The sequence below is a fragment of the Labrenzia sp. PO1 genome, from assembly GCF_012273635.1.
GTDB classification, from domain to species: domain Bacteria; phylum Pseudomonadota; class Alphaproteobacteria; order Rhizobiales; family Stappiaceae; genus Roseibium; species Roseibium algicola.
The window spans coordinates 460,550-474,093 of the sequence record NZ_JAAXCR010000003.1; the positions used below are offsets into that span (position 1 = coordinate 460,550).

Annotated in this window: 13 protein-coding genes and 1 tRNA gene; 7 read left to right on the top strand and 7 right to left on the bottom strand. The window is 57.4% G+C overall.

Annotated features, from left to right (window positions below):
• Positions 1-47: 47 nt before the first annotated feature.
• The gene (locus tag HCG46_RS17095) at positions 48-1,217 is read right to left on the bottom strand and encodes a cysteine desulfurase family protein (RefSeq protein WP_168686888.1); all 1,170 of its coding nucleotides are present in this window, start codon (positions 1,215-1,217) and stop codon (positions 48-50) included.
• A 300-nt stretch (positions 1,218-1,517) separates the two neighbouring features.
• Here HCG46_RS17095 and HCG46_RS17100 point away from each other — a divergent pair, with 300 nt between their 5' ends.
• From HCG46_RS17100 to HCG46_RS17110, 3 genes are all read left to right on the top strand, one after another.
• Positions 1,518-2,186: an alpha/beta hydrolase gene (locus HCG46_RS17100; protein ID WP_022998747.1), complete on the top strand. Its 669-nt coding sequence runs from the start codon at positions 1,518-1,520 to the stop codon at positions 2,184-2,186.
• A 60-nt stretch (positions 2,187-2,246) separates the two neighbouring features.
• The gene (locus tag HCG46_RS17105) at positions 2,247-2,723 is read left to right on the top strand and encodes a GNAT family N-acetyltransferase (protein WP_168686889.1); all 477 of its coding nucleotides are present in this window, start codon (positions 2,247-2,249) and stop codon (positions 2,721-2,723) included.
• 97 nt (positions 2,724-2,820) lie between these two features.
• Positions 2,821-3,612 (top strand): GNAT family N-acetyltransferase, encoded by a 792-nt coding sequence (locus tag HCG46_RS17110; RefSeq protein WP_152506600.1) that lies wholly within the window; start codon positions 2,821-2,823, stop codon positions 3,610-3,612.
• Positions 3,613-3,639: 27 nt separating this feature from the next.
• On the opposite strand, the gene HCG46_RS17115 is transcribed toward HCG46_RS17110, so the two are convergent.
• Both HCG46_RS17115 and HCG46_RS17120 read right to left on the bottom strand, forming a co-directional pair.
• Positions 3,640-4,122: a DUF2155 domain-containing protein gene (locus tag HCG46_RS17115; protein ID WP_168687199.1), complete on the bottom strand. Its 483-nt coding sequence runs from the start codon at positions 4,120-4,122 to the stop codon at positions 3,640-3,642.
• 177 nt (positions 4,123-4,299) lie between these two features.
• Entirely contained in the window at positions 4,300-7,230 is a 2,931-nt protein-coding gene (locus HCG46_RS17120) for a valine--tRNA ligase (protein WP_168686890.1), read from the bottom strand.
• Positions 7,231-7,412: 182 nt separating this feature from the next.
• On the opposite strand from HCG46_RS17120, the gene HCG46_RS17125 reads away from it, so the two are divergent.
• Positions 7,413-7,841, top strand: coding sequence for a DUF1284 domain-containing protein (locus tag HCG46_RS17125; RefSeq protein ID WP_168686891.1), 429 nt, complete (start codon positions 7,413-7,415; stop codon positions 7,839-7,841).
• A gap of 21 nt (positions 7,842-7,862) precedes the next feature.
• On the opposite strand, the gene HCG46_RS17130 is transcribed toward HCG46_RS17125, so the two are convergent.
• From HCG46_RS17130 to HCG46_RS17140, 3 genes are all read right to left on the bottom strand, one after another.
• The gene (locus HCG46_RS17130) at positions 7,863-8,606 is read right to left on the bottom strand and encodes a DUF2497 domain-containing protein (RefSeq protein ID WP_022998753.1); all 744 of its coding nucleotides are present in this window, start codon (positions 8,604-8,606) and stop codon (positions 7,863-7,865) included.
• Positions 8,607-8,890: 284 nt separating this feature from the next.
• On the bottom strand, positions 8,891-10,282 hold the full coding sequence (locus HCG46_RS17135) for a TolC family outer membrane protein (RefSeq protein ID WP_228148040.1): 1,392 nt from the start codon (positions 10,280-10,282) through the stop codon (positions 8,891-8,893).
• A gap of 210 nt (positions 10,283-10,492) precedes the next feature.
• A complete protein-coding gene (locus tag HCG46_RS17140) occupies positions 10,493-11,155 on the bottom strand; it encodes a protein-L-isoaspartate O-methyltransferase (RefSeq protein WP_031268553.1) in 663 nt (220 codons plus the stop codon).
• 250 nt (positions 11,156-11,405) lie between these two features.
• On the opposite strand from HCG46_RS17140, the gene HCG46_RS17145 reads away from it, so the two are divergent.
• The 3 genes from HCG46_RS17145 (at position 11,406) to HCG46_RS17155 (ending at position 13,261) form a co-directional block, all read left to right on the top strand.
• A tRNA-Cys gene (locus HCG46_RS17145) sits at positions 11,406-11,479 on the top strand.
• 187 nt (positions 11,480-11,666) lie between these two features.
• Positions 11,667-12,032: a hypothetical protein gene (locus HCG46_RS17150; RefSeq protein ID WP_022998757.1), complete on the top strand. Its 366-nt coding sequence runs from the start codon at positions 11,667-11,669 to the stop codon at positions 12,030-12,032.
• A 98-nt stretch (positions 12,033-12,130) separates the two neighbouring features.
• A complete protein-coding gene (locus tag HCG46_RS17155; RefSeq protein ID WP_062491674.1) occupies positions 12,131-13,261 on the top strand; it encodes a carboxylate-amine ligase in 1,131 nt (376 codons plus the stop codon).
• Positions 13,262-13,294: 33 nt separating this feature from the next.
• Here HCG46_RS17155 and HCG46_RS17160 read toward each other — a convergent pair whose 3' ends face one another.
• Positions 13,295-13,537: a hypothetical protein gene (locus HCG46_RS17160; RefSeq protein ID WP_168686892.1), complete on the bottom strand. Its 243-nt coding sequence runs from the start codon at positions 13,535-13,537 to the stop codon at positions 13,295-13,297.
• Between the last annotated feature and the right edge of the window lie 7 nt (positions 13,538-13,544).

Sequence of the window (13,544 nt, forward strand, 5' to 3'; positions counted from 1 at the left end):
TTGTCACCTGCGCCATGTCTGGCAGCGAAGCTGCCTAAATCTTGTCGTCAAGCCGCCTGATGACGTGCTTGCGGATTGAGCCTGCCGACGATTTTCGGCCACAGCTCAAGGAACCTGTCGATATCGGCGCCGCTGGTATTCCACCCCATGCTGATACGCAAGGCGCAGCGGGCAAGATCTTCCGGAACGCCCATGGCTGTCAGCACATGAGACACGGACACCTTGCCGGAAGAGCAGGCTGAACCGGATGAAACCGAGATATGGTCGAGATCGAAGGCGATCAGCGCGGTTTCTGCCGGAATGCCCGGAACGGCAAAGCAACAGGTGTTGGACAGTCTTTCAGCCTTGTCGCCAAAAATAACTGTCGAAGGACAAATCGCGCACAGCCCGGCTTCGAGCTTCGCCTTCATATCGCTCAGATGGCGCGTATCGGCGGAATCTTCAAGAGCGGCCTTGCTGGCAATACCGAAGCCAGCGATTGCCGAGACATTCTCCGTGCCGCCACGGCGCCAGTTTTCCTGTCCACCTCCAACCATCAAAGGCGCTGGAACCCGAGCCGTTGAGCGCACCACAACCGCGCCAATGCCTTGCGGACCACCGAACTTGTGAGCAGACAGCGTCAGGACATCTGCCTTCCAGCTTTCCAGATCGATCGGCATCCGGCCGGCAGCCTGAACCGCGTCGACGTGAAAGAAGTGGCCGTGTCTTTCGGCAATGGCACCGATTTCGGCCAGAGGCTGGATGACACCGGTTTCATTGTTGGCAGCCATCACGGAAATGAGGCTTGGCCCGGCGTCCTTGACAGCCAGTTCGAGGGCACCGAGCTCAACACGGCCATCGCTGTCGACAGGTATGACCACCTGATCGGAAACCGCAAAGCGTCCGCCAGTCATCACGGAAGGATGCTCGATAGCGCTCCTGAACAACTTGTCGAGGTAAACGGGCGCTCCCTGGTCTTGCCAGGCCGGTGATAGCGCCGTCATGTTCGCTTCCGTTCCGCCGGACACAAATGTCACTGCACGGTTCCTGGCGTTGCAAAGACGGGCGACCTGTTCGCGTGCAGTTTCAATGCGTCCACGCGCCTTGCGGCCGTGAGCATGAACGGAGGATGCGTTGCCTGCATCATTCAGCACCTCGACCATGACCTCACGCGCGGTTTCGCGCAAAGGCGCGCCGGCGTTGTGGTCCAGATAGATCGGGGCTGACTGCTGCTGCATAGCGCCTCTTACGCTTGAACTCGAGTTTCGCAAAGAATCGAATTTTCGCTTTACTATCAGCTACATGTGCGAAAAACCTTGAATTTTTCCGCCATGATGACGATAACTGCCCCCAACCGGTCGAACCGAGCATCGTCTGCCTGTTGAGGGATGGTGCGAACTTTCGAATAATTCTAAACAGGGTTCTAGAAACTCGGAGACAAAGAGTCAAGTTTAGACTTACGGGAAACCACGTATCGTGAGCCCAAATTACCGCGCGATCTTCTTCTGCGCGACAAAATGACAAGGACATAGCGTTTCATGCCTGAGGTGATCTTCAACGGTCCCGCCGGCCGGCTTGAGGGCCGGTTCCATCCCGCCAGAAAACGCAACGCGCCCATTGCCCTGGTTCTGCATCTGCATCCGCAATTCGGCGGCACGATGAACAACCAGATCGTCTACCAGATGTACTACATGTTCGCCCGGCGCGGATTTGCAGTGCTGCGTTTCAACTTCCGCGGCGTCGGCCGGTCGCAAGGCTCCTTCGACCATGGCCAGGGCGAACTGTCCGATGCAGCGGCGGCTCTCGACTGGGTGCAGACCGTACACACCGACGCCCGCGCCTGCTGGATTGCCGGTTTCTCGTTCGGTGCCTGGATCGGCATGCAGCTTCTGATGCGCCGCCCTGAAGTGGAAGGCTTCATCTCGGTCGCCCCGCCGGCAAACCTGCACGACTTCTCTTTCCTGGCCCCCTGCCCGTCCTCCGGCCTGATCATTCATGGTGATAACGACAAGGTCGTTCCGCAGAAGGATGTGCAGACGCTGGTCGACAAGCTGAAAACCCAGAAAGGCATCGTGATCGATCACGAAACCATTCCGGGAGCCAACCATTTCTTCGAAAACGATATGGACGAGCTCATGCAGCGTTGCGGCACATATGTGGATGGGCGGCTTGGGCTGACGCCATCCGATTACGTCGACATCGACTGACACGACACCGAAGCCCGCCACCCGGCGGGCTTTTCATTTGTCCGAACGTCTGCGGTTCTCATGCCCGTCTCAACAGACAGTCTCGTCATCCGCTCGGCAAAGTCCGAAGATTTCCAGGGACTTTGCGCGCTCTATGCCCAACTGATTTCCAACGACATTGCCGCTGATGATGATTTTCGCCTCGAAACTTTTCACCAGATCCTGACGCAACAAGGTGTCGATTTGCTTGTCGGAGAACTGGCAGGCACATTGGTTGCGACCTGCATGCTGATTGTCGTGCCTAATCTGACGCGTGGCTGCGCACCATTCGCCCTTGTTGAAAATGTCGTTACACATGCCGACTGGCGGGGGAGCGGAATTGGAAAGGCACTACTTCGTGTTGCCACCGACAAGGCGTTTTCGGCCGGATGTTTCAAGGTGATGTTGCTGTCGGGTTCAGCCAACAAGGACGCTCATCGGTTCTACGAGAACCTCGGGTTCACCACCTCCAAGACAGGCTTTGAATTACACGCTCCAGGGTACCCTGCACGCAATTGAGAGCAAACGCCAAGTCCCTGTAACAATTAGCAGACTGGACAGACCGGTATTTGCCTGCCTTGATTTCCCAGATTGAGAACCGGGAGGCGTGAACACGATGGCCGGCTACTTCGGGACGGAACAGCAAATCAAGCTCCAGCAGCGAGCGGAAGAACGTTACGGCTGGACCATGAAGACGCCCGGAGCCTGCTGCAATGTACGCACGCTCGGTACGGACGATCCTGATGCCCTGGGGCTCGACACCATTTTCGAAGTACTGGCAGAAGATGGCGTGTTCGGGTTTCGTCTGCTTGAAAAAGCCCGTCAGCCCGACCTGGAAAACGCTCTGACAGAAAACGGCTACCGGCTGGACACCTGGGATGTCTTCGTGGGCGACACAAATGCGATCCGCGACGCAACAAGGCCGACCCTTTCAACCGCCCTTCCAGGCGGCATTCGCGCATTTTCAGAGCTTGACGGCGCAGAGGGTCCGCTGACGCGTTCGTTCCAGGAATTCATGGCAACGGCTGGAATCGCTCCGTTCTCAGGATCGTTCCTGAATGGCGATCATGGTGCGGTTGTTTCCGTCGGGTTGATGGATGACGCTGGCAGTCTTGCTGCTTGTGCCCACGCCTATCTGCCGCACAATCATCACAGCCCCTATCACAGTTATGCCTGGGGTGGTCTCGTTGCCGTTGCTCCCGAACATCGCGGTAAAGGGCTCGGCACTTACGTCAATGCGCTGATGGCGGACGCTGCACTGACACGACTTTCCGCGACACATGTCTATGAACTGGTAGCGGCAACGAACACAACGTCACGCCGAATGGTCGAAGGTTGCGGGCTGTCTTTGTCGCAAGAACTCTATTCCGGGCTCGCGACCAGGGGAGCAGAACGGTTTACGCGATAAGACCCAAAGCCGTTTTCCGACTTCTGCCTACCCCTGGAAGGGTTTCGGACGCGGCACGCCCGGACCAGTATCCACACCGTCGTCAGGTCCAGCCAACGGGTCTTCGCCCTCTGCAACGGTGCCTTTAATCGGAGGACCGGCATAATCTTCTGGCGGCGGAACGCTTGAGGCAAGTTTACAATCGGTCAGCCAGATATCGTACACGGGGTGCTCAACCGCGTGGAGGCCCGGGCTGGCTGCAAACATCCAGCCGGAATAGATCCGCCGAACTTCGTTGTTGAGCGTGATTTCATCGACCTGAACAAAACCGGTCGTGAGAGGCGATTCTGTCTGAGGGCGCGTGTGACAGACCCTTGGCGTGACCTGCAGCGCACCGAACTGGACGGTTTCACCAATGTAAACATCGAAGGAGATGATACGTCCGGTGATCTTGTCGAGGCCCGAAAAGACGGCGACCGGGTTTTCGATCTTTTGAGCGTGTGCAGAAACCAGGGGCATGACCATCGCCATCGCCGCGATTCCAAGGCCTGCGCCCAGGCGCTTTACCGCTTTCATCGTGTCAAACTGGTCCGCCATCAGCTTCAATTCGATTCCTCAGGTGCTAAGCATACGTGTGTTCTTTTATGCGGCGCTAGCACCGAATTGCGGCCCGGAAAAGACAAAGCTCGTTCCGGGCCGAGAAATGATCTAGCCGATTTCCGCCAGACGACCGAGCGCCGTCTGGACCTTCTCCAGCTTTTCCTTGGATTCGGCAACTTTTTCGCGTTCGCCGTCAACAACCTCTTCGGGGGCCTTGGCAACGAATGCCGGGTTGGAAAGCTTCTTCTCGATCTTCGAGATCTCACCTTCCAGCTTGCCGGCTTCCTTCTGAAGTCGGGTCTTTTCTGCACCAAGGTCGATGACCCCGGCGAGTGGCAGACAGACCGTGGCTTCGCCAACAATAATCTGGGCCGCTCCGGAGGGAGCTGCATCAGCCAGGGAAACGGTCTCTGCCCTTGCCAGACGAAGAATGGCAGATTCGTGGGTCTTGAGCCGAGCCTTGGTCTGTTCGCTGGCCCCTGTGACGACCACGGAGACCTTCGCACCTGCCGGAATGTTCATTTCCGCGCGAACCGATCTGATTTCGGAAATCAGATCCACGAGCCAGTTGATCTCACCAGCCGCAGCCTCATCGGAAACCTTGGGCTCCGGCCAGGCAGTCAGCATCAGCAAGCCATCATGCGCGTTGCCTTCGTCTCCGAGACGCTCCCACAGTTCTTCCGTCAGGAACGGCATGATCGGATGCAGGACCTTCAGGATTTCGTCCAACGCCCATGCTGCCGTTGCCCGGGTTTCAGCCTTGGCAGCTTCATCATCACCGTTGAAGATCGGCTTTGCGAGTTCCAGGTACCAGTCGCAGAACGTGTTCCAGGTGAACCGATAGGCAGCACCGGATGCATCGTTGAACCGGAAGTCCTCGAGTGCCGTGGTCACCTCGGCGATACAGCGGCTTGCTTCCGTTGCGATCCAACGGTTGAGCGTGTGCTTGGTTGCTGCCGGGTCGAACCCTTCCATCCGGGCACAGCCGTTCATTTCGGCGAACCGGGCAGCGTTCCAGAGTTTGGTGGCAAAGCGCTGACCGCCTTCGGCGGCCTGGTCGGACATCCGAAGCATTCTGCGGGCCTGAACCTCCTGGCTCGCAAGCGCAAACCGGGTGGCATCGGCGCCGAAACGGCCGATCAGATCGAGAGGATCGATCACGTTGCCGGTCGACTTGGACATTTTCTTGCCCTTACCATCAACAACGATCGAGTTGAAGTAAACCGTGTGGAACGGCACTTCGTCCATGAAATGAATGCCCTGCATCATCATCCGGGCAACCCAGAAGAAGATGATGTCGAGACCCGTGATGAGCACGTCCGTCTTGTAGTAGCGCTCGAGTTCCGGCGTCTTGTGTGGCCAACCAAGCGTCGAAAACGGCCAGAGCGCCGAGGAGAACCACGTGTCCAGGACGTCCTCATCGCGCGTCAGTGCCCTGCCGCCCGCCATTGCAACGGCCTCTTCCTCGGAATGCGCGCAGTATTCCTTGCCATCTTCATCGTACCAGACAGGGATCTGATGACCCCACCAGAGCTGGCGGGAAATACACCAGGGCTGAATGTCGTTGAGCCAGTTGAAATAGACCTTGTCGGCGTTGCCGGGAATGAGCTTGGTCGTGCCGTCCTGAACGGCTTTCAAGGCGGGAGCCGCCAGTGTCTTGGCATCGACAAACCATTGGTCCGTCAGCATAGGCTCAATGACGACCTTGGAGCGGTCTCCGAACGGCTGCATGATCTTCTTGGATTCAACCAGCGGCAACCGCTCCGGCGCTTCCGCGCCTTCCTCCAGCGGACGAACGACGGCCCGGCCAAGCGTGTTCCATTCAGGGGCCTGCCCCTTCATCCAGGCAACGTCCGGATGATCCGCCGGCGCCGTAACTGCCAGACCTTCCGCCGTGATCTGTTCAATAACGCGTTTGCGCGCCTCGAACCTGTCGAGACCGCGCAGATCGTCCGGAACAATGTTGATGAGATCGACCTCTTGAATGGTCATCTCCGCGCCATCGATGATCGCCTGGGCCTTGGCGGCCTCTTCGACATAAGGCGCACCATCGGCGCGCATCGCACCCTTGGTGTCCATCAGGCGGTACATCGGGATCTTGTTGCGCTGAGCGACACCATAGTCGTTGAAATCATGTGCACCGGTGATCTTGACCGCCCCCGAGCCGAAATCCGGATCCGGATATTCGTCGGTGATGATCGGGATCAGACGGCGATGTTCCTTCGGCCCGACCGGGATTTCGCAGAGTTTGCCGACAATTGGCTTGTAACGCTCATCGTCCGGATGAACGGCGACGGCACCGTCACCCAGCATGGTTTCCGGTCGCGTCGTGGCAATCGAAATATAGTCACGGGTCTCGCGAAGAGTGATGTTCCCCTCTTCGTCTTTCTCGACGTATTCATAGGTCGCGCCACCAGCAAGTGGGTAGCGGAAGTGCCACATGTGTCCATCGGTTTCGATGTTCTCGACCTCGAGATCCGAAATGGCTGTCTCCATCTTCGGATCCCAGTTGACGAGCCGCTTGGACTTGTAGATCAGGCCCTCGTTGTAGAGGTCGACAAAAACCTTGCGGACGGCCTCCGACAGGCCTTCGTCCATGGTGAACCGCTCACGCGACCAGTCGCATGATGCGCCCAGACGCTTGAGCTGAGCGATAATCGCGCTGCCGACTTCTCCCTTGTAGCGCCACGCACGCTGTACGAATGCCTCGCGGCCGATCTCTGTGCGGCTCTGCTCGTCGCGTTCGGCCATCTGTCGTTCGACAGCGATCTGAAGCGCGATCCCCGCATGGTCGGTGCCCGGCTGCCAAAGAGTATCGAAGCCCTGCATGCGCTTCCAGCGGATCAGGATGTCCTGAAGCGTGTTGTTGAGAGCATGCCCCATGTGCAGCGAACCGTTTACGTTCGGCGGCGGAATTACGATGGAAAAGGAAGCTGCCCCCTCTTTGGCACCAGCTCCGGCCTTGAAGGCCTCCGCCTTTTCCCAGGTTTCGTAAATCCGCGGCTCAACGCTGGCCGCATCGTAGGTCTTATCCAGCATCAGGGTCACTCAATGGGAGAATGAATTTCGATTTTCGTGAAGCACCGTGTAAATCGGATGCGCTGCCGCAAGTCAACCGCCTATGCGGGCCAAACCTGCTGCCCAGTAGCGCTTTTGATAGGTGAAGTCCTGACTGCCGATCAGAACTTGGGTTGAATGACGTTTGCTGCGATAAGCGGGTCATGACCGTTTCAATCCGTCCACACCACCTGCTTTGCATGCTGACCTATCTGGGCAAAGGCTATACGCCGGCCTTTGTCGAAAATTACAGCACAATCGTTCAGCGCCTGAATGAAGGTGAACCCATTGAGCTGGTAGAAGGTCCTGACACCTTGTGCCAGCCAATGTTGGATGAACCGGGTTGCCATTGTCGAAATGAAAGCGTTCGCAACAGGGACCGGACAGCGGCGGCTGATATTGCACTGGTGCTCGGACGCCCTCTTGAAAAGGGAAATTCCATCATTTTGGACCGACAGACCCTGTCTTTTCTGAGGGATGCGTTCGCTAACGGCTCAATCCGCAAGGCATGCCAAGGCTGCGAATGGCAGACCATGTGCTCAGCGATTGCCAGAAACGAATTCAGGGGATGCCATCTGACATCCCCTGACTGAAAATCGTCGGATAAATCCGGCCTAGCGCCGGCGCGTCACGCGCTGAATTTCCTTTTGAACCATCTGCTCGACCATTCCGGGCAGGTTCTGGTCCAGCCATGCCTTCAGCATCGGCCGCAGCATTTCCTTGACCAGCTCCTCAACCGTCTGCGCCTGGGAGCCAACAAACATGTTCGACAGGTTGTCGAATGCCGCGTGAACGGCTTCACCGGTGTTCTGCGATGTCAGAGGGGCATCGTCCGCCACATTCGGCAAATCGTCAGGCACCGGCCGAGCGGCCATCACAGGCTCAGGGTCGAAAACAGGTTCCGGTTCAGGATCAAATTCAGGAGCAGGTGGAGCCGCGAAGGAAATGTCTCCTTCGTCGCCGTCCAGGTCCTCTGCCATTCCTTCGACAATGTCCATCGCATCATCGTCAGGAATCGCCAATTCCTCGGTCAGCTCCAGAACGTCTTCGCCTTCGTCCTCTTCGGCATCCGCAGCCATGGCTGCAGCCATGTCATCCGCGTCGTCGTCTTCTACCGGAAGGTCGTCTTCATCATCGTCGCTGCTCATGTCGAACAGCTTGTCGAGATCGTCCTGGGACATTTCGGAGGCATTGCCCATATCGTCCGCCGCCTCTTCTTCTACTGGTGTCTCTACGGGTTCGCTGCTGCCGCTTTCGCCGTCTTCGGCTCCCTGGGAGTCCTCATCGGATATGATTCGGCGGATCGACGCGAGGATTTCCTCCATCGACGGCTCATCAGCCTTCTTCGCCTGCGCCATGACTTCCCCCGTACTTACCGGCTACGCTCAGGAACAGTCTGTTCCATCAAAATGATTCGTTAACCGAAATTATGCGGGTCAATAAGAAACGCGCAAAGTGAACGCGCCCCGAAGCATCGCCTTATCCCCTTTTTAGTCGGGAATTACCGATCAAGGGTGGAATTCGGCCAGACGTTTCACGTCATCCTTCGTAAATTTGTCAGGATGTTCAGCCGAATAACAAAAGCGGCTGAAGATCTTTCGACCGTCAGCCGCCATCGTGAAGAATATAAGTTACCAGTTTCTTACCGGCCATCCGGAGTGCGCAGACCAAACCACTGGTCCCGCACAGCCTCGTAATGCTGCTTCGGATTGTAGCGGGCAACATTGAGGCCAAGTGATTCAGCGTCCAACCGGCCAATCGAAGCAACCAGCTGATATCCGCTGACAATCCGGTTGCGCTGCGCTGTTACGAGATTGGACTGCTGTATAACCAGTTCGCGCTGAGCGTCAAGAACGTCGAGCGTGGTGCGCTGACCGACGCGCTGCTCTTCAATAACGCCTTCCAGAGCCAGCTGCTGTGCTTCGACGGCGGCCTGGGCTGCAACGATGGAAGCTTCTGCCGCCTGGTAGTTACCCCAGGCAGAAATGACGTTGGCGCGAATCTGATCGCGCGCCACATCCAGCTGCAGACGGGTCTGGCCCAGCTCTTCCTTGGCCTGCCGCACACGCGACGACACGCCACCACCCTGGTAGAGCGGAATGCTGACGTTACCGAAGATCTGCGCATTGTCGCTGTAGTCGGTCGTTGCAGACGGGTTCCACGATCTGGAAATGCTGCCATCCAAGGTGACGGTCGGCAGAAGTTCGCCTTCGATCGTCTTGGTGTTGAAAATGGCGGCATCGACAAGGTGTTGCGCCTGACGGATCAACGGCTGATGTGTTTCACTCAGCTGCATCGCCTCGTCAATGGACTTGGGAACGTAGCGGCTGATCGACGTATCCGCCGACAGGCTGCGTGCCTCAACGCCGATCACCTGACGGTAGATGGCGCGGCTTGTATTCAGGTTGGCCATCGCGGTGTTGAGGCTGGCGCGGGCTTCGGCAGCGCGAGCTTCCGCCTGGCTGACGTCCGTCCGGGTGCCCTCACCTACGTCGAACCGGTCACGTGCGGCTCTTACCTGTTCCTGAAGGAACGCAAGGTCACTGCGCTGAAGCGATACCAGAGCCGTATCCCTGATCACATCCACGTAGGACGTTGCCGCATCCAGCAGCGTGTCCTGCTCCGTCGACATCAGGCTTTCACGCTGAGCACGCACGACAGCTTCTGCCTGACGGGTGGAATTGATCGTCCGGAAGCCGCGGAACAGGGTCTGACTGATCGTCAGCGAGATCGACGCATTGTTGCGATAGTCGATCGCCGAGTCGGCCCCGGCTGCGAGGCGTCCGGCCGCTGCGGATGCTGTCACGGTTGGCCGCCAGCCCGTCAGTGCCTGAGGCACATTCTCATCCACACCACGAAGCTGCGCACGTGCCGCGTTCAAGGTGGGATTGTTCGAATAGGCAAGCGCCAGCGATTCTCTGATGGTTTCAGCATCAGCGGGAGACAGGGAGGCACCGGTCAAGGCGGTGGCGGAAACGCCACCCAACAGGCCAATAGCAATGGTCAAAACTTTTAGAGTTGAACGACCAGACACCCCACACTCCTTCCGGGTCAACCTACTTGATCCTGTTGAGTAAACTGATGGGTGTTATTCTTCAACCGTTTGAGAGCGGATAATTGCGAATTTCCGCGAGTGCGGCTTAATGGCAACAAGTTATCGCTGCGTTAAGCCATTTCTCCGCTTTTAAAGCAAAAACCCGCCATCATTCGGCGGGTTTCTGTCAGTCCAGACCAAATTGATCGCTCAGAAAACGAATTCGTCAGCCTTGTCGAAGCCAGGAAGCACGCTAACGGAGGCATTGAAACCGAATCGGCTGCTCACCGCTGAACCCGATTTCTGGTAGAGTTTGGCGACGCCAGCACCACCGCGTCCTTCAATCACTGCCAGACGTCCTGTCGGCTTCAGCTGGTCAGTCAGAGCCTTTGGCAGCACCTCGACGGCTCCGTCCACGAAAATGACGTCGTAAGGTCCTTCAGAAGAATATCCTGCTGCCAGTGCGCCTTCCACAACAACCGCATTTTCGATGCCGAGATCGACCAGAACCTCGGTTGCCGTCTTGGCAAGGTCCGGATTTTCCTCAAGAGCCACGACGGAAGCAGCAAGTTTGGATACGACTGCAGCGCTGTAACCGGTGCCAGCTCCAATGACCAGAACGACATCGCCTTCCCGGATATCCGCCAGTTGAACCAGCTTTCCGAAAATATGCGGCTTCATCAGCATGCGGCCGGTTTCGACTGCTCCAATCGGCAGATCTTCGTCGATATAGGCAACGGCACGTTTGGATGCGGGAACGAAGCGCTCGCGCGGCACCACTTCCATTGCGTCCAGGATCCGGTGATCGGTCACATCGTTGGTGCGCAGCTGGTTATCCACCATCTTGCGGCGGGACTGATTAAAGTCCGTCATATCGGCCCTCACTTTGACATGCCGGATTACCGGCGCCTCTTGAGAAACGTTCATTAGCGATGCAAAGGCTGCCTGACAAGTATGCGCGCGAGCAGATCCTGCGATGGCACCCGGTTTCTGCGGAAAATAAGCAGCAACTCATGGCTTTCCTCAAATCGATAATCGGCAACGGTGGAAATGTGTACGACGTTGAAAACAGGGCTTGACCAAAACGCGCAACTGTTTGATAAGGCGCGGCACACCACCTAGGGGCCCTGTGGCGGAGTGGTGACGCAGCGGATTGCAAATCCGTGTACACCGGTTCGATTCCGGTCGGGGCCTCCAGACACTTTTTCAGATCATTGCATGTTTTCAGGCGTTCGTTGTCTTGAACGAAGCCGATGCTACATCTTTCCCTAGCGTCATGTTAGCTTCTGTCCAGAAGCCTTGAAAAAGGGGATGTGCCATGAAAACACCAGGTGGAAGTCCGCCAGCGCCAGGCAAACCGGCGCGAGTGATCACGACATCAACCATGAAACGCGTTGAACCGCCCCGGCCGCGCAAGACACCGCAAGCGGTTTCCGCGAGCGACAATACCGCGGCTCTTGTGGAAGCCTTGCGCCAGCGCATCAATGACCTGGAAAACCGAATAGCTGATCTGGAAAGCGTGATTTCGCTACAGAACCAGGATGTCATCATCAGTGCGCCGAAAAGCGTGCTCATCCAGGGCATGGACACTGTCGAGATCTCGGCCGGCAGCAAATTCAAGGTTTCTGCCAGCATGACCGAGACAAGCACTCCAATCGCCAGGTTTTCCGGCATTCTTGAGTGCGACATCGTCAAGGCGAACACGGTGATGGGTGCTGCCTATACGCCTGGCGCGGGTAACATCTGGTAGATTTTGGCAAGGATGCGGGTGTCGATCGTTTCTCAGGTGCTCCATCCGCATTTATCCTGCCTTGACCGACCGCTGTAACAGCACGGAAGCTGCCTAGCATGAAGGAACCGAGTTTCAGCATTGGCGTCGAGGAAGAATATCTCCTCGTCGACAGATCGACCCGCATGTTGGCGAGTTCGCCGCCACCGGAACTGTTCAAGGCCTGCGAAACGGCCCTCGAAGGACGGGTCAGTCCTGAATTTCTGAAATGTCAGATCGAGGTTGGAACACCGGTTTGCTCCAGTCTGCAGGAAGTACGCACGGAACTCGGCTATTTCCGCAAGACCATTGCGCGCGAGGCGGCAGTGTTCGACCTGGCGCCGATTGCGTCTTCAACCCACCCCTTCGCCGACTGGACGGACCAGCCGCACACAGACAAGGAACGTTACAACGAGATCGCCAGGACCATGCAGCTCGTGGTCAAGCGCATGGTGATCTGCGGAATGCATGTTCATGTCGGTATTGAAGACGAAGAACTGCGCATCGAGCTGTTCAATCAGCTCGCCTATTTCCTGCCGCACCTGCTCGCACTGAGCACTTCATCCCCGTTCTGGCGTGGTCGGAACACCGGCCTGAAGTCCTATCGCCTGTCGGTTTTCAACGAAATGCCGCGGACCGGCCTGCCACCCGGATTCGACAGTTACTTCGACTATCGGCACACGGTCGACATTCTCGTTCGCGCCGGTGTCATCGAAGATGCCACCAAGATCTGGTGGGACCTGCGCCCGTCCGACCGGTTTCCGACACTGGAAATGCGCATTACCGATGTCTGCCCGTTGCTCGACGATGCCGTCGCCATAGCGGCGACTTTCAGATGCCTGTGCCGCATGCTTTACCGCTTGCGCCGCGCCAATCAGGGTTGGCGGCAATATTCACGGTTTCTCCTGGCGGAAAACCGCTGGCAGGCACAACGACACGGCACAAATGCACAACTGATCGATTTCGGCCGCAACGAAACGGCAGCCTTTCCGGACATGATCGAGGAACTGATTGAACTCATTCTTCCGGACGCAGTTCATTTTGACTGCGTGTCCGACGTGAACCATTTGAGGGAAATCGCCGCCAGGGGCACCTCCGCAGAACGCCAGCTGGAACTGGCTGGTGATATTCCTGAAGACGGTCATCTGCCCCAGGACATTCTCGACAGGATTGTCGACCAGTTGATTTCCGAGACCCAACGAGGGCTTTGATCAATCCAATCGTGCGGTCGGCCCTCGCCACGATCAACCGGGTTGTCTTGGCGGCGTTCCGTGAGCTTCTGTGTGAAAAAACTCGGTCGAACCGGTCAGCACAAAGGCAAACTCGTCGATTTCCTCTATCACCGCAGCGGCAGAGCGTGACAGTCCGGATCTGGGGCGCATGCCGCGCTGCGCCTTGATCAAGGCCTGCCGCGCCAGCGCAAGCTGAGCCAGCAGGGCGTCGCGTTCCACGTCCTGCAATGGTGAATGGTGGCTGGTCTTTGCCATCGAGGCG